Origin of the sequence: Dietzia sp. KRD202, from assembly GCF_017168155.1 — a bacterium.
In the GTDB taxonomy this organism is placed as follows: domain Bacteria; phylum Actinomycetota; class Actinomycetes; order Mycobacteriales; family Mycobacteriaceae; genus Dietzia; species Dietzia kunjamensis.
The window spans coordinates 46,514-62,738 of record NZ_JABFAN010000009.1; the positions used below are offsets into that span (position 1 = coordinate 46,514).

Genomic DNA, 16,225 nt, shown 5'->3' on the forward strand with positions numbered 1-16,225 from the left:
GGGGGTAGATCGGCGCAGGTGGACCGGCGCGGGTCAGATCCGGCTGATGAGCCAGACCACGCCGAACAGCGCCAGCCCGGCTATCCCCAGCAGGACCAGCAGCATGAGCCCGACCGCGCCGATCGCCCTCAGCAGGTAGCCGCGCGCCCCGGTGTCGACGCGTCTGCCGTCGGCGATGGTGCGGTCGACCAGCCGCAGGTTCTTGGACGTGGCCTTGTGGGCGGCATCGGCGACGTCACCGACGAACGGGATCAGCCCGAGCACGGCGTCCACCAGGTAGTTCCAGCCCATCCGGAACAGGATCCGCACGGGCACCCGGTTGCGCACCGCCTCGGCGAACACGGCGGCCGCGAACACGGTGCCGACCGCGTCGCCGACCACCGGGACCAGCCCGATCACCGGATCCAGACCGACGCGATAGCGGGTGCCGGGGATGCGGACGAGGTCGTCGAGCACGCGCGCGAGACCGGTGGTGACCGGGGAGACACCGGTGCGGTCGACGGGTGCCGGGGCGGGGTCGGGACGGTCGGGGTTCACGGGCCCGAGCCTACGGTCCGCGCTCCCGGTGCGCCCGGGCCCGGGATCTGGTTTCGTGGAGAGATGATGCCCACGCCCGCCTCTCAGCCGAGTCTCCGCCCGCTGCGGCCCCACCGCGATCCCGGCGCGACCCGGCACCCGCATCGTCGCGCCGCAGGCCTCGTGGCGGCGGCCCTCGCCGTCGTCGTGGTGGGGTCGGGGTGCGCCGCGCTGACCGGTGACACCGGTGCCGACGAGGTGGACCAGTTCCTGGCCGCACTCACCCGCGGCGACGTGGCGGGCGCGGCCGGACTGACCACCGACCCGGCCGCCGCGGAGGAGACCATCATCGCGAGCGTCGAGGGGATGGGACTGCCCGGGATCTCCGCGGCCACCACGGGCGACGACGGGCGTCCCGACCGCGACCCGGTGACGGTGGAGATCACGTGGGACATGGGCACCGCCGGCGGTGACCGGGACGAGGGCGGCGACGACGGTTCCGGTGACGACGGTTCTGGTGGCGACGACGACGAGGCGGGCTCCGGCCCGGCCGGCGGGGACGAGACGGCCGACGCCGGGACGCGCAGTGTGACCACCCGCGGCGAGGTGCGGACGACCGAGGTGGGCGACCAGTGGAAGGTGCAGTGGGCGCCGACGGTGCTCGACACCCGGCTGGCGGAGGGGGGCCGCCTCACGTTCGCCGAGGAACTCGACTGGGACACCGACATCCTCGACCGGACCGGCGAGCCGCTCATGCAGTGGACGCCGGTCACCGCCGTGACGCTGGCACCCGACGCCGCCGGCTCGGCGGACGCGGTCGCATCGCTGGTCAGCGGGGCCGCACCGACGATCACCGGGCAGACGATCCGCGACGGGATGGCCGAGGCGGGCGACCAGCCGTACCAGGTCGTGACACTGCGCCCCGCGGACATCGACCCGATCCGCGATCAGCTCGCCGCGGTGCCGGGCGTGAGCCTGCCGGAGCAGGGCCAGCTCATCCGCACCGACCGCGACCTGGACTCCCCCGCCCTGACCGGCCTGCCCGACGCCTGGATCGAGGCGCTGCAGTCCGAGGGCGGCTGGTCGGTGCAGATCGTCAACCCCGGCGCCGAACCGATCGAGATCGGTGGCGCACCGGCCGGGGAGGTCGACGACCTGGTCTCGATGATCCAGATCTCGATGCAGCGTGAGGCCCAGCGGGCCGTGGACGGCAGCGGGTTGGCCGCGTCGATCGTCGCGATCCAGCCCTCCACCGGCGGCGTGCTGGCGGTGGCCCAGAACTCCGCCGCCGACCGGCAGGGGCCGGTGTCCCTCGAGGGCCGCTTCCCGCCGGGGTCGACCTTCAAGGTGGTCACCACCGCCGCAGCGCTCTCCGCCGGCGTCGTGGGCCCGGACGAGATCGTGCCGTGCCCGGCGTCGGTCACCGTCTCGGGCCGGACGATCCCCAATGACGACGACTTCGAACTGGGCCCCGTCCCCCTGGAGACGGCGTTCGCCCGGTCGTGCAACACCACTCAGGCCGTGATCAGCGACCGCCTGGAACCCGCGGCGATGAAGGACACCGCCGCGAAGCTGGGCCTCGGCGTCGGGTTCTTCACCCCGGGGCTGAACACCTACACCGGTGAGGTGCCCGTCACCGAGCAGGGCCCGGGCCGGGTCGAGGCGGCGATCGGGCAGGGCGAGGTACTGGCCAGCCCGTTCGGCATGGCGGTGATAACGGCGTCGCTCGCGAACGGTGGCCGGATGATCCTGCCGCAGCTCATCGACGGGATGCCCGCGGTCGCCAACGACTCCCCGGAGCCGCTCGACCCGGCCGTGGTCGACACCCTGCGCCGCTACATGGTGCAGACCGTGCAGTCGGGCACCGCGACGGCCGCGAGGTCCGTGCCCGGACTGGGCGGCAAGACCGGCACCGCCGAGGTGGGCAGCGGGCCGTCGCACGGCTGGTTCGTGGGCTTCACCGGGGACATCGCGGTCGCGGTCCTCATCGAGGGCGCCGACTCGTCCGGCCCAGCGGTGGAGATGGCCGCCGACTTCCTCGGGGGTGTCGGACAACCGGCACCGCTGGCCGCTCGGTAGTTTCGGCACATGCGCCTGCCCAAGGTCTCGCTCCCTGAATTGACCCTGTCCGATCTATCCCTGCAGAATCTGCCGCTGCCCGGCCTGGACCGGCTGCCGTTCTCGTCGTCGTCCCCCTCCCCCGCGGACACCCACCGCCGCGTCCTGGTGACCGGCGGTGCGTCCGGCCTCGGTCTGGCCCTGGCGACGGCGTTCCTCGAGCGCGGTGACCGGGTGATCATCGCCGACCTCGCCCCCACCGACGACCGCCCCGACTCCGTGCCCGCCGACGCCCACTACCTGCGGCTCGACGTGCGCTCGGAGGACGAGTGGCAGGCCGCACGCGCCGAGGTCGAGCAGATCTGGGGCGGCCTGGACGTGCTCGTCAACAACGCCGGCATCGCCCAGGGCGGCCGCATCGAGATGCTCACCGAGGACGACTGGCGGCAGATCGTCGACATCAACCTGCTCGGCGTGGCGCGCGGATGCCGCACCTTCGTCCCGATGCTCAAGGCACAGGGCAGCGGTCACCTCGTCAACACCGCCTCGCTCGCCGGACTCGTCCACCCACCCACCATGTCCTCCTACACGGCGGTCAAGGCGGCGGTCGTGGCGATCTCCGAGAGCCTGCGGTGGGAACTCGAGCCGTTCGGCGTGGACGTGTCGGTGCTGTGCCCGTCCTTCTTCCGCACCAACCTCGCCTCGAGCCTCAACGCCTCCGACCCCGCCGCCAGCGGGTTCGCGAGCAAGCTCATCGACCGCTCCGAGCGGGGCGCCGACGAGATCGCCGCGGAGGTGATGACGGGCCTGGACGCCAAGCAGTTCCTCATCCTCCCCGACCCCGACGCCCGCAAGTCCTACCGCGCCAAGCGGTTCCTGCCCGCCGCGTACGCCAGGACCATGCTCGGCATGGGCCAGAAGTTCGCGGCGGCGACACGGGCCACGGGCGGGGCGGGCGCCACGGACGGGGCAGGCGCCGAGGCCGGCGGAACGGGCGCGTGAGCACCGGGGGCGGCCCCCGCTGGTACCGCCCGCTAGTACCCTGCGGGGCATGACCCCCTCGCACCTGCTCTCCCGCGCCGACCTCGATTTCCTCCTCCACGACTGGCTCCGCGTCGCCGAACTGTGCGAACGGGAGCGGTACGCGGAGCATTCGCGCGTGACGATCGACTCCGTGGTGGACCTGTCGGTCGAACTCGCCGAGAAGTACTTCGCACCCCACTTCCGCAAGGCCGACCTCACCGAGCCCCGGTTGGTCGGCGAGGACGTGGAGCTCATCCCCGAGATCGGCGAGGCGCTGGCGAAGTTCGCCGAGGCCGACCTCGTGGGTGCGGCGATGGACGAGCGGGTCGGCGGGATGCAGCTGCCCTACACCGCCTACCTGGCGTGCATGGCCTGGTTCTACGCCGCGAACATCTCCACCGCGGCCTACCCGCTGCTCACGACCGGCAACGCCAACCTGCTCATCGAGCACGGCTCCGACGAGCAGATCGAGCGGTACGTCAAGCCGATGATCGAGGGCCGCTTCACGGGGACGATGTGCCTGTCCGAGCCGCAGGCCGGGTCGAACCTCGCCGACATCACCACCCGGGCCGAGCCGCAGCCCGACGGCACGTACCGGCTGTTCGGGCAGAAGATGTGGATCTCCGGCGGCGAGCACCAGATGGCCGAGAACATCGTGCACCTGGTGCTGGCGAAGGTTCCCGGGTCGCCGGCGGGCACCCGCGGCATCAGCCTGTTCGTCGTGCCGAAGTTCCTGGTCGCCGACGACGGCACGATCGGCGAGCGCAACGACATCGTCATCACCGGCCTCAACCACAAGATGGGCTTCCGCGGCACGGTCAACACCATGCCCACGCTCGGCCAGGGCATGCACACCCCCGGCGGTGAGGCGGGCGCGGTCGGGTACCTCGTCGGAGAGGAGAACACCGGCCTCAAGAAGATGTTCACCATGATGAACGAGGCCCGGCTCGGCGTGGGCCTCGGCGCGACCGCCATCGGCTACACCGGGTACCTCAAGTCGCTGGACTACGCCCGGAACCGTCCCCAGGGCCGGCAGGTCGGGGCGGACCCGTCATCGCCGCAGGTCATGCTCACCGGCCACGCGGACGTGCGCCGCATGCTGCTGGCCCAGAAATCGTACGTGGAGGGCGCCCTCGCCCTGGGGCTGTACTGCGCGCGACTGGTCGACGACGAGAAGACCGGATCCCCGGAGGAGTCGGCGGCGGCGAAGATGCTGCTCGACGTCCTCACCCCGATCGCCAAATCGTGGCCCTCGCAGTGGTGTCTCAAGGCCAACGAGCTCGCGGTGCAGGTGCTGGGCGGGGCCGGCTACACCATCGACTACGACGTGGAGCAGCACTACCGCGACAACCGTCTCAACCCGATCCACGAGGGCACGCACGGCATCCAGGGCCAGGACCTGCTGGGACGCAAGGTGATGGCCGGTGGCGGGGCCGGGTTGGCCGCGCTGACCGGGCGGATCACCCAGGCGTGTGACCGGGCTGCCGAGGCGGGCGGGTCCGCGGCCGAGATGGCCGCGCTGCTGCGCCCGCGCGTCACCCGCCTCATCGAGGTCACCACCGCGCTGGCGGAGGTGGGGGCCACGGATCCGGAGGCCTTCCTGGCCGACGCCACCGAGTACCTCGAGGCCGCCGGGCATGTGGTGATCGCCTGGATCTGGGTCGAACAGGTGATGGCACTGGGCGCGCGCACCGACGACGAGGACGACGCCTTCGCCGCGGGCAAGCTCAGGGCCGCGGAGTACTTCCTGCGCCGCGAGCTCCCGATCGTCGACGCCAAGTTCGACCTGCTCGCCGCGGGCGACCGCACGACGCTGGACATGCGCGACGACTGGTTCTGACCTCTGGTTCTGGCCCGCTCCTGGTGGCCGGACCGCGCCCGGTTCGGCCGACCGCTCGGCGGCGACGCACGACGAAGCCCGGGCCGGCGCTCTCGCGTCGGCCCGGGCCTCGTCTCGTCTGGTCGACCTCACCGGATGGGCGGGAGTTCAGGGCACCCGTCCGCGGCGATCGGTCAGATCACTCCTCGGGGATGAGGACCTGGTCGATGAGGTAGACGGTGGCGTTGGCGGTCTCGACGCCACCGCAGACCACGTTGGCACCGTTGACCATGAGCTCGTCGCCGGAACCGGTCACATCGACGTCAGCGCCGTTGAGAGTGGTCTGCATCCCGGAGATCTCGTCGGGCGTGATCTGGCCCTCCACGACGTGGTAGGTCAGGATGCCGGTGAGCAGGTCGGCGTCGGTCTGGAGCGCCTCCATCGTCGCGTCATCGATCTGCGCGAACGCGTCATCGACGGGGGCGAAGACGGTGTACTCGCCGTTGTTGAGGGTGTCGACGAGGTTGACGTCCGGGTTGACGCCGCCGGACAGGGCGGCGGTGAGGGTCGTCAGCAGCGGGTTGTTGGAGGCGGCCGTGGCGACCGGCTCCATCGCCATGCCGTCGACCGAGCCCGGGCCCTCCGGGTTGGCCTCGGCGTAATCCGCGCACCCGGGGCCGACGAGCATGCCGGCCGGCTCGGCCTCCATGGACGAGGTCTCGGAGGAGGCGGTGGTGCTCATCATGGAGCTGGCGGTGCCCTCGGCGGTGGTCTCGGTGTCGCCTCCGTCGTCGGTCGAGCAGCCGGCGAGGACGAGTCCGGAGACCGCGGCGGCTGCGGCGATCGAGGCGACTCGGCGGGAGATCGTGATGCCCATTGTGCTGTCCTTTCGGTGGAGCCCCTGTGGTGTGGGGCTCTGTGCGGTGGGTCACCAGTGCTTCGCCGCCCCCCGTGATCCGGATGGGTCCGGGCCGAAAGTTTTTCTCGGGCCGCCAGCCGCAGCCACCTGCCGCCGCCCGTCACGATGGCGTCTCGCGTGAACAGATGCGCAGGCCAGACGCCCTCCCCGGGGGCGGCGGTCGCCGGCGCGTCCATCCGCGCGAGCAATGCGCCATGCGCGGGAGCGGATGCCGATCGCGGGGCGTCGGGGAGGTGTCCCGGTGACGCCGGGCACCGCGCGGGGTGAGGCCGCGCTGACTCCCGGGGGTCGCCGGGGGTGCGCCCGGCCGTGCAGGCCCGCCGGGCAGGCCGACCGGGCCGTCCGACCGGGCTCCGGCTCCGAATCAAGGACGTGAACACTCCACAGACCCGATCCCTCGTCGCGGCCAGAGCCGGCGCGGGCCTCCTCGCCACCGGTCTCGCCGTCGCGGTGGGTCATGCCGTCGCCGGAGTCGTGGCCCCCGGGTCGTCGCCGTTCCTCGCCGTCGCCGACTCGGTGGTCGACCGGGCCCCCTCCGCGGTGCGCGAGGTGACGATCGACGCACTCGGTACCGCCGACAAGCCTGCACTGATGGCCGGGCTGGCGGTCATCCTCGTCGTGACGGGCGTGGTGGTGGGCCTCATCGAGCGCCGGGGGCGCCCCGCCGGCACGATCGTGCTCGCCCTTTTCGGTCTCATCGGCACCGCAGCGGCGGTGACCCGGCCGACAGCGGGGCCGCTGTGGGCACTGCCGACGGTGCTCGGTGCGATCGTCTCGATCGTGGCCCTGCGGGCGATGATCGGCGCCCTGTTCCCCGCCTTCCCCGTCGCCGCAGCCGCCGGAGGCCCGGAGGGGGCAGCCTCCGCCCGCACCGCGGAAAGTCCCTCCTCGCCCGGCGCCGCCGCGGCGGAGACCGCGACGCGGCGGGATCCCGACCGTCGACGCTTCCTGGTCCTGGCCGGGTCGGCGGTGGCCGTCATCGCCGCGGCCGGTGCCACGGGAATGGCCCTGACCCGCCGCGCCGCCGAGGCGGTGGCCGAACGCACCGGGTTGCAGTTGCCCCGGGTCCTCGCGCGGAACGCCGCGCCTGCCGTGCCGACAGGTGTGGTTCCGGACGCGCCCGGCGTGACCCCGTTCCTCACCGACAACGACGAGTTCTACCGGATCGACACCGCTCTCCGGGTCCCCTCGCTGAGGACAGCAGACTGGCGACTGCGCATCCACGGGATGGTGGAGCGCGAGATCGAGCTCGACTGGCAGTCGCTGATCGACAGGGAGGCCCGCGAGCGCATCGTCACCATGACCTGCGTGTCCAATGAGGTCGGTGGCGACCTGGTCGGTACCGCGAGCTGGACCGGTTTCTCCATCGCCGACCTGCTCGCCGAGGCCGGGCCCCTGCCGGACGCCGACATGCTGCTGTCGACGTCGGTCGACGGCTGGACGGCCGGTACCCCACTCGAGGCCCTGACCGACGGGCGCGACGCCCTGCTGGCCGTGGGGATGAACGGCGAACCGCTTCCGTTCGAGCACGGCTACCCGGTTCGGCAGGTGGTTCCCGGGCTCTACGGATACGTCTCGGCGACCAAGTGGGTCGTGGACTGGGAGGTCACCCGCTTCGACCGGGCCAGTGCGTACTGGACGGATCGCGGGTGGGCGGAGCGGGGTCCGATCCGGACGGCCAGCCGTATCGACCGGCCCGCGCCACTCGCCGAGGTGCCGCCCGGGCCGGTCGTGGTGGCGGGTACCGCCTGGGCGCAGCGTCGCGGTATCGAGCGGGTCGAGGTCCGGGTCGACGACGGTCCGTGGCGCGAGGCGCGACTGTCCGAGGAGTACTCGGTCGACACCTGGCGGATGTGGTCGTGGACCTGGGACGCCGAGCCCGGCCTGCACACCCTGCACGTCCGCGCGACGGACGGGACCGGCCGGGTACAACCCGAGGAGCGGCGGGCGCCCGTCCCGAGCGGCGCCACGGGCTGGCACAGCCGGACGTTCCGGGTGGTGACGACATGACCCTCATGGACATCCGCAGGCCGCCGACACGACCGCCCCGCGACCCGGACCGCATTGGCCCTAGACTGGTGACCGTGTCCGAGCCAGTCGCCCCGCCACTGACCGACCCGGGGCGCCTGCTCGAGCTCGCCGCCTCCGGTGACCTCCAGGCCTTCGGCCGCTTCTACGACCTCATGTCCCCGCGCGTCTACGGCCTGGCCCTACGGGTCCTGCGGGACCCGGGTTACGCCGAGGAGACCGTGCAGGAGGTCTTCCTCCAGGTCTGGAAGCAGGCTGCCGACTACCGGCCGAGTCTGGGATCGGTGCAGTCCTGGCTGCTGACCATCACGCACCGTCGGGCGGTGGACCGGGTCCGGTCGGAGACGTCCGCCGCGCGGCGCGACGAGATGGACGCGGCGTCGGACTTCACCCGGTCCGGAGACATCGCGGAGCAGGTCACCGAGCAGATCTCCCGCGACGAGGACGCCGCGGAGGTCCGCAGATGCCTGGGGACCCTCACGGACAACCAGCGCGAGTCCATCGAGATGGCCTATTTCTCCGGACAGACGTACCGCGAGGTCGCCGACCATCTCGGCACCGCGCTACCAACCATCAAATCGAGAATCCGCGACGGTCTCCGTCGCCTGAAGAACTGCCTGGGAGGTGAGCTGTCATGAGCATTCGTCACCATGATCATCCGTCGGACCTGGGCAGCGTCCGTCCCGAGGACCTCGACCTCTACGCCCTGGACGCCCTGGACGAGCACGAGGCCGAGGCCGTCGAGACGGCGTTGGTCAGTGCGTCGCCCGAGGAGAAGTCGTCCATGCTGGCGCACATCGCCTCGACGCGTGAGGTCGTCGCCGGCATCGTCGCCGACGCCGGGATCGACACCGCGCCTCCGCCGCAGTTGCGGGATCGCGTCCTGGAGTTGGCCGCTGCCGGTGCCCCCCGCGGGCCGGCCCGGCCGGCCGACGCCGGGGACACCGACCGGGATCAGCCCGGCGGAGGCACCGACGTGGTCGACCTGAGCCGGGAGCGCGAGCGCCGGCGACCCGGTCCGCTGTCGTTCCTCGCCGCCGCGGCGGCCGCCGTGGTGCTGGTCGCCGGTGGCGTGACAATCGGTCGCATCACCGACGGCGCAGGGGGCGACAGCTCGGTGCCCGTCGCGGCCCCGCCGTCGATGCCCGGCAAGGTCACCTCGCTGCTGGCGGCGGAGGACCTCGCGGTGGTCCGCGGCCAGGTCGGCGCGACCGGTACCGCCACCGTCCTGGCGTCCAAGACGGCGGACATGGCGGTCATCTCGATGACCGACCTCCCCGAGCCGGCCACCGGCCGCGCCTACCAGCTGTGGTTGATGGGTGACCATGAGCCCATCTCGGCGGGGACCATGGAGTCCGGCCAGGTCGGACCGTCGCCCTCGGCGCAGATCGACGGCATCCGCAACTCCGAGCAGATCGGCATCACCGAGGAGCCCGCGGGTGGATCGCCGGCGCCGACCGGTCAGGTCCTCCTGGCCCTCGATATCGACTGACCCGGCGTTCCGGCTGCGCAGGCGATGCCCGCGCGGGCGGCCTGCCCCTCGAAGGCCTTCGTCAGGCCTGCCACCACGGCCGCAGCGGCACATCCCAGGTCATGGTGTCGCCCAGCCGGACCGCCAGGATCTGGTGCAGCTGGATCTTGTTGTGCTCGAAGCCGTACTGGCACGCGCCCATGTAGAGGCCCCACAGTTTGGCCATGGGCTCGCCGACCTCATCGACCGCCTCGTCCCAGTGTTCGACCAGGTTGGCGCACCAGTCCCGCAGGGTGAACGCGTAGTGCTGGCGCAGGTTCTCCTCGTGCACCACCTCGAAGCCCGCGTTCTCGGCCTCCAGGTGCACGGTCCCCGCGCCGGCGAGCTCACCGTCGGGGAAGATGTACCGGTCGATGAACTGCCCCGCCTTGACCATGCGCGAGTTGTCCGGCCGGGTGATGCAGTGATTGAGCAGGCGCCCGCCGGGCCGCAGATAATTGTGCAGCCGGGTGAAGTAGTCGTGGTAGTTCTTGCGGCCGATGTGCTCGGTGATGCCGATCGAGCTGACGGCGTCGAAGTCGCGTTCGGGTACGTCCCGGTAGTCCTGCAACCGGACCTCCGCGAGGTCACCCAGTCCGTCGCGCGCGATCGCGGCCTGTCCCCACTCGACCTGTTCCTTGGACAGGGTCACGCCGATCACCCGCACGCCCCGCGCGGCGGCGTAGCGGACCATGCCGCCCCAGCCGCACCCCACGTCGAGCAGCCGGTCGCCGGCCTGGAGACCCAGCTTGTCGAACACCAGCCGGTACTTGTTCTCCTGCGCCTCCTCGAGGGAGGTGTCGGGGGCGGTGTAGCAGGCGCACGTGTACGTCATGGATTCCCCGAGGATCCACTCGTAGAAGCGGTTCGACACGTCGTAGTGGTAGCTGACGACCTCGGAGTCCCGCTCCTTGGAGTGTCGGCGCATCCCCGACACCACCCGCTTCCACGCGGGCTTGACCTCCATGGGCGGCGTGGGGAGGAATCTGATGTTCTCCGTGCCCACCGCCCGGGCGATCCGGGCGAGGGTCCGGGCATCGGGGGTGCGGGTCATGTGTTTGCGGAAGACCTCGAGCGCCCCGAACACGTCGTGGGGCGCCCCGGGGTGGACACCGTCCATCTCGAGTTCACCCATGAGGTAGGCCCGCGCGAGCCCGAGGTCACCGGGGGCGGTGACGAAGTACTGCAGCGCCTTCTCGCTCTTCAGCCGCAGCACCAGGTCACTGTTCTCCGGTCCGATCGAGGACCCGTCGTAGGCCTCGATCCGCAGGGGCGGTTCACCGGCGGCGAAGGCGCCGATGATCTCGCCGATCGTCATCTTCCCCGGGGCACCAGCGGTCCCCGCACTCGTCGTGGTCACCGTGCACCCACCGCCTTGTCGTAGAGGGTCGCGAACCTGCCCTCGGGATCGAATTCCGTCTTGAGCCTGCCAGCGTGGTCACCGCCGTAGAGCTGGGCGAACTCCTCGCGGGAGTAGAAGACCTCCGAGTACAGCGACTTGTGACCGCCGAGCCTGGAGACCTCCTCCTCGATGCGCCGGTTCCACGCCCCCTCGGCCATGCCGGGTCCGATCGGCGCGGACGACCAGAAGCCGATGTTGACGTAGGTCGTGTCCGGGGCCAGCGGGTACAGCGGCCAGGGCCGGTCGGAGCCTGGGCCGCCGCCCACGCCGGGCGAGGGGCTGGACTCGCGCAGGCGCAGCGGGCAGATCCACAGTGGCTCGATGGGCACCTCGCGCAGGAACCACTCGAGGAAGTCGGCGGTGTGGTCCATGGTGACCTCCACGTCCTGCACCACCCGCTCGCGCGGGCCCTCGCCCTTGAGTGCGCCGATCCTGTTGCCCAGGTCGTACTTGTGGTCCAACCCGATGATCTTCCAGTACGCCGAGCTCCTCAGCAGCTGTTGCGGCCAGAACCTGCGAATGCGCGGATTCTGCACACCGAACGCCCGGGAGCACCAGAACCAGTCCGTGTCCCAACGCCAGAGGTAGTCGCGGATGGTCAGGCGGTCGCGCTCCACCGAGCCGGCGGGACCGCCGTGTTGGATCGAGCGGTAGAAGATCGCTTGCTTGTCGGCCACCCCGGTGTAGTCCGAGACGGGCCCCGGCTCGTCGGTCCGCCGACCCAGGCACAGGTACGACTCGTCGGCCGAGAACACGACCCCGTCGAGGAAGTCGACCTCCTCGTCGTCGTATCGCTCGTCCTCGCTGATCCGCGCCAACGCCGACTCGAGCGCGGTGAGGGAGTCGAATCGCACGTGTCGCAGTTCCACGAAGCGCCCCACCGGTTCGAGCGCGATCCGCAGACGCACCGCGTACCCGAGCGAGCCGTAGGAGTTGGGGAAGCCACGGAAGAGCGCGCGTTCGCGCTCGGTGCCGTCGGGGCGGGCGGTGACGATCTCGCCGGTACCGGTGAGCACGTCCATCTCGAGCACGGACTCGTGCGGTAGGCCCAGGCGGAACGAGGAGGACTCGATGCCCAGCCCGGTGACCGCGCCACCGAGGGTGATGGTCTTGAGCTGCGGCACCACGTACGGCATCAGCCCGTGCGGCAGCGTCGCGTCGACCAGGTCCTCGTAGGTGCACATGCCCTGGACGTCGGCGGTGCGCGCCTCGGGGTCGACGGAGATGACGCGCGTGAGACCGGAGGTGTCGAGACCGGGCGACGACGACGAGGCGCGCGGCCGGAACAGGTTGGACGTCCGCTTGGCCAGCCGAACCGGTTCACCTGCGGGCACGGCCCGGAAGCTCTCGACCAGTCGCCGCACGCCTTCGTCATGTCGGGCGGTACCCACGACGAGTGGGTCGGCGAGGCTGGTGGCAGTTCCCATGCGCCCCACCCTAGTGCGGCTCGGGGACCCCGGCGCATGATCGGGGGATGGGTGCCGGCACCGGGGCGGGCCTCCACCCCGGTGGGCCGAACGCGTAGCCGAGCCGCTCGCGCCAGCTCGCGGCACCGCGGAGGTCCCGCCAGATGGCGACGTACTCGTGCGTCTGGAGCCAGAACGGGTTGTGCGAGGTCACCGGCGTCGTGAGCCCGTAGGTGGGCCGGTGGGTCTCGGGGCGGAAGGTGCCGAACAGGCGGTCCCAGATGATGAGGATCCCGCCGTAGTTGCGGTCCAGGTACTCGGCGTCGCTGCCGTGGTGCACGCGGTGGTGAGAGGGGGTGTTGAACACGAACTCGACCGGTCCGGGCAGCCGACCGATGCGCTCGGTGTGCACGAAGAACTGGTAGACGAGCGAGATCGAGAACCCGGTGAAGACCATCCACGGCGGCACCCCCAACAGCGGTAGAGGCAGCCAGGCGACGATCTCGCCGGAGTTGTTCCACTTCTGGCGCAGGGCGGTCGCGAAGTTGTAGTACTCGCTCGAATGGTGGGCCTGGTGGGTGGCCCAGACGAGCCGGATCCGGTGCGCGCCGCGGTGGTACCAGTAGTAGAGGAAATCGGTGCCGACGATCGCGAGGACCCACGTGTACCAGGCATCCGACGGCAGATGCCACGGCGCGAGGTAGACCCACACCGCGGCGTAGATCACCAGGCCGATCAGCTTCCCGACCAGCCAGAACGCCTGCGAACCGGCGCCCATCAGGAGCGAGGTGACGGCGTCCCGAGGCTGGTAGCCACTCGGCTCCCGGGCCTCGAGCACCCGCGCCGAGATCCACTCGATGGCGACGAAGGCGATGAACACCGGAAATGCCAGCAGCACCGGCTCGTGCAACGGGTCCGCCAAAGCCCCCAGCGCGCGGCCCAGCGACTCGGAGTACCCCGTCTCGTTCACGTCTCGATTGTGACACCACTCACAGACATTCGGGCAATCGGACCCGACCGGGCCGCACACGTGAATTACCCTCGCCACAGCACCGGCCCCGCGGGCCGGTGTCGCACAACCGACTTGACGAGGAGGACCCACCGTGACCGTCACACCCCGGTCCGCACGGACCCGTTCCCGCACTCTCGCCGCCGTGTCCGGCCTCGCCGCGTTGGCACTGGCCCTGGGGGCCTGCGGCGAGGAGGGCGAGGCCGAGCAGGCCGTCGGTGAGGCCACCAGCGCGGTGGGCTCCGTCGCCGCCGAGGCCACGTCGGCGGTGGGTGACGCGATGAACGACGGCGGCGAAGGCGGCGAGGGCGGCGCCACGACCGGCAACGGCCCGCAGCCCGAAGGCTCCGAGGAAGGTGGGGGCGAGAGCCCGAACCCGGACGAGGAGTTCCTGAACGACATCCAACGCGTCGGCGTGGACACGCCGGACGAGCAGGACTACATCACCCGGGGTCGCGACGCCTGCACCTCGTTCGACGAGGGGACCGGCTACGTCGACGTGCTCCAGATGTACAACGACGCCCACCCCGACGCCCCCGTGACCGAGGCACCGGCAGTGGTGACGGCCGCGGTCAAGGCGTACTGCTCGCAGCACCTGCCACTCGTCGGCGACGGAGGCGAGAACGGCGGAGGCGAGAACGGCGGAGGCGAGAACGGCGGAGGCGAGAACGGCGGAGGCACCTAGTACCGACCCCGTCAGATCCCGGCGCGGTCGAGCGCCTCGGCGGTGAGGCGGCGGCCCAGCGCGATCAGCTCGTCCGCCCGGTGGAAGTCGAACGTCGAACACGCGTCCGAGGGGACCTCCACCAGGACATCGGGGCGGTTGCCGGCCATGCGGTAAGCCGTCACGATGCTCTCCATCGCCTCGATGGTGTGGGTGACCACGTCGAAGATCCGTAGGGACCCGGGAAGGGATTCCTCGGCATCGGCGGCGACCTCCTGCTCGCCCTCGTCGACCACCTCTTCCACCACGTCAGACGGCTGACCGGGCACCCGGTCCCCGGCCGCCCCGTCGTCGACACCGTCGACCAGGTCGTCCACCGCGTCACCGCTGCCGTCCGATGAGTCCTCGTCCTCCGGAACAGCCGGATCCTGACCGAATCGCGCGGCGATCAATCGCACCAGGTCGCCGTCGCGGACGTCCGCCGCCGCGGTCCGGATCCGACCGGTCAGCTTGCCCGCCGGCCCCGGCCCGGCCGGGACGCCTCTCCGGGAGATTTTGGGCTCGGCCTCGGGGGACACCTCGTCCGGATCCGAACTCTCCTGGAACGTCGACCCTCGGATCCCGGACCGACGCCCCGTCAGCGAGACCGCCAGCAGCAGGTCGCTGTTCACGGGCGCCAACGGTTCCAGCGGGACGGGGTTGGTCACGCCACCGTCGACGATCAACCGCCCTCCGACCAACGCCGGGGTGATGACGCTGGGGATGGCGAACGACGCCCGCACCGCCACGTCCGCGGGACCGCGGGTGAACCAGACCTCCCGGCGGGCCCGCAGATCGGTGGCGACGGCGGTGAACGGGATCTCCAGGTCCTCGATGCGGACGTCGTCCAACATCGCCCCGATCACCGCCATGATCCTGTTCGCCCGGATGGCGCCGCCGCCCGCGAAGGAGACGTCGAGGAGCCGCAGGACGGCGGGCTGGGTCAGGCCCCGCACCCACTCCTCGAAGTCGTCGAGCTTGCCGGCCGCGTAGAGAGCACCCACGACGGCACCCATCGACGCCCCGGAGACACCGACCACCTCGTGTCCACGTGCCTGCAGCTCACGGATCACGCCGATGTGCGTGTATCCACGCGCCCCGCCCGAGCCCAGTGCCAACGCGACCCTCACAGGCGCCCCTTCCGGTCGAGTCCGACCACGCGTCCCCCGCGTGTCCGCCCCCAGTGTGCACCCGTCCCGTCCGGGTACAGGACGTCAACTCCACGGTCCGTGTCGTAGGTGGGATCTACCGTCAGCATCGCATCGAGCACCTGTTCGACGCCGGGCACCGGGCCCGATACACCCGCACAGAGGAGATCCCATGTCCCACACCGCCATCCCGCCCCGTACCGGCTCCGCCTACGCCCCCACCATCGACCGCGACATGCTGCGGGTCGCCGCTAACGTCGAGCGCTCCGGGATGCACGTCGTCCACGTCGGCGAGGGCTGCGACTGCGGAGACTGCGCCGCCACACCACTTCCTCCGGACGACAGGTTCGGCTACACCATCGGACTGACGGATCTGGGGCACCCCGAGTTGCTCGTGCGGGGCCTGTCGGCGCGGGAGACCGCCGATCTGCTGGGCCGGTGGGGCGAGACCGTCCTGGCCGGCCAGGTCTTCGATGCCGGGCACCTGCTGTGCGAGGGCTCCGGCGGCCCGACCTGGGAACTGGTCCCCGTACGCCGGCCGTCCCGCACCCTGCGCTGGGCGGGCAGGTACTACCGCACCTCCGGAACCGGGGGCCTGGCCGCGCTGGAGTTGATCCCGGCCCGCCGGCCGTGCCCCTGCGAGGGGTGTAGCTGACGGTCCGGGCCCGGCGGGGGTCGTCGTAG

14 protein-coding genes are annotated in these 16,225 nt (G+C 71.4%); 8 read left to right on the forward strand and 6 right to left on the reverse strand.

Going from position 1 to position 16,225, the window contains the following annotated elements; genetic code table 11:
• Window positions 1-33: 33 nt before the first annotated feature.
• Window positions 34-537 carry a DUF4112 domain-containing protein gene (locus tag J1M64_RS06085; RefSeq protein WP_182634060.1) on the reverse strand — a complete coding sequence of 168 codons (504 nt, stop codon included), beginning with the start codon at window positions 535-537 and terminating at the stop codon, window positions 34-36.
• Window positions 538-600: 63 nt separating this feature from the next.
• Between J1M64_RS06085 and J1M64_RS06090 the strand changes: the two genes are divergently transcribed.
• The 3 genes from J1M64_RS06090 to J1M64_RS06100 are packed head-to-tail and all read left to right on the forward strand — an operon-like array spanning window position 601 to window position 5,437.
• Window positions 601-2,595, forward strand: a complete 1,995-nt coding sequence (locus J1M64_RS06090) for a penicillin-binding transpeptidase domain-containing protein (RefSeq protein WP_241261208.1) — start codon at window positions 601-603, stop codon at window positions 2,593-2,595.
• 9 nt (window positions 2,596-2,604) lie between these two features.
• Window positions 2,605-3,576, forward strand: a complete 972-nt coding sequence (locus J1M64_RS06095; RefSeq protein WP_206473465.1) for an SDR family NAD(P)-dependent oxidoreductase — start codon at window positions 2,605-2,607, stop codon at window positions 3,574-3,576.
• A 49-nt stretch (window positions 3,577-3,625) separates the two neighbouring features.
• On the forward strand, window positions 3,626-5,437 hold the full coding sequence (locus tag J1M64_RS06100; RefSeq protein WP_163376193.1) for an acyl-CoA dehydrogenase: 1,812 nt from the start codon (window positions 3,626-3,628) through the stop codon (window positions 5,435-5,437).
• A gap of 178 nt (window positions 5,438-5,615) precedes the next feature.
• On the opposite strand, the gene J1M64_RS06105 is transcribed toward J1M64_RS06100, so the two are convergent.
• Window positions 5,616-6,293 carry a fasciclin domain-containing protein gene (locus J1M64_RS06105; protein ID WP_163376192.1) on the reverse strand — a complete coding sequence of 226 codons (678 nt, stop codon included), beginning with the start codon at window positions 6,291-6,293 and terminating at the stop codon, window positions 5,616-5,618.
• Window positions 6,294-6,785: 492 nt separating this feature from the next.
• Between J1M64_RS06105 and J1M64_RS06110 the strand changes: the two genes are divergently transcribed.
• From J1M64_RS06110 to J1M64_RS06120, 3 genes are all read left to right on the forward strand, one after another.
• The gene (locus J1M64_RS06110) at window positions 6,786-8,345 is read left to right on the forward strand and encodes a molybdopterin-dependent oxidoreductase (RefSeq protein ID WP_374220842.1); all 1,560 of its coding nucleotides are present in this window, start codon (window positions 6,786-6,788) and stop codon (window positions 8,343-8,345) included.
• 74 nt (window positions 8,346-8,419) lie between these two features.
• The gene (gene sigK, locus J1M64_RS06115; protein ID WP_206473469.1) at window positions 8,420-9,001 is read left to right on the forward strand and encodes an ECF RNA polymerase sigma factor SigK; all 582 of its coding nucleotides are present in this window, start codon (window positions 8,420-8,422) and stop codon (window positions 8,999-9,001) included.
• Entirely contained in the window at window positions 8,998-9,855 is an 858-nt protein-coding gene (locus J1M64_RS06120; protein ID WP_206473471.1) for an anti-sigma factor, read from the forward strand. Before sigK ends, J1M64_RS06120 begins: the two co-directional genes overlap by 4 nt.
• Window positions 9,856-9,916: 61 nt before the next feature.
• Here the strand turns inward: J1M64_RS06120 and J1M64_RS06125 are convergent, their stop codons facing one another.
• Genes J1M64_RS06125 through J1M64_RS06135 form a run of 3 tightly spaced genes read right to left on the reverse strand, consistent with a single transcriptional unit; the run spans window position 9,917 to window position 13,651 of the window.
• The gene (locus J1M64_RS06125; protein ID WP_206473478.1) at window positions 9,917-11,233 is read right to left on the reverse strand and encodes a class I SAM-dependent methyltransferase; all 1,317 of its coding nucleotides are present in this window, start codon (window positions 11,231-11,233) and stop codon (window positions 9,917-9,919) included.
• Entirely contained in the window at window positions 11,230-12,702 is a 1,473-nt protein-coding gene (locus tag J1M64_RS06130) for an FAD-binding oxidoreductase (protein ID WP_206473479.1), read from the reverse strand. Before J1M64_RS06130 ends, J1M64_RS06125 begins: the two co-directional genes overlap by 4 nt.
• A gap of 10 nt (window positions 12,703-12,712) precedes the next feature.
• Complete coding sequence (locus J1M64_RS06135) at window positions 12,713-13,651, reverse strand: sterol desaturase family protein (protein WP_206473481.1); 939 nt, start codon at window positions 13,649-13,651, stop codon at window positions 12,713-12,715.
• Between the two features lie 133 nt (window positions 13,652-13,784).
• Here J1M64_RS06135 and J1M64_RS06140 point away from each other — a divergent pair, with 133 nt between their 5' ends.
• Complete coding sequence (locus tag J1M64_RS06140; RefSeq protein WP_206473483.1) at window positions 13,785-14,375, forward strand: DUF732 domain-containing protein; 591 nt, start codon at window positions 13,785-13,787, stop codon at window positions 14,373-14,375.
• 11 nt (window positions 14,376-14,386) lie between these two features.
• Here the strand turns inward: J1M64_RS06140 and J1M64_RS06145 are convergent, their stop codons facing one another.
• Window positions 14,387-15,523 (reverse strand): patatin-like phospholipase family protein, encoded by a 1,137-nt coding sequence (locus J1M64_RS06145; RefSeq protein ID WP_206473484.1) that lies wholly within the window; start codon window positions 15,521-15,523, stop codon window positions 14,387-14,389.
• Window positions 15,524-15,713: 190 nt separating this feature from the next.
• Between J1M64_RS06145 and J1M64_RS06150 the strand changes: the two genes are divergently transcribed.
• The gene (locus J1M64_RS06150; RefSeq protein WP_154830188.1) at window positions 15,714-16,196 is read left to right on the forward strand and encodes a DUF4262 domain-containing protein; all 483 of its coding nucleotides are present in this window, start codon (window positions 15,714-15,716) and stop codon (window positions 16,194-16,196) included.
• Window positions 16,197-16,225 lie beyond the last annotated feature (29 nt).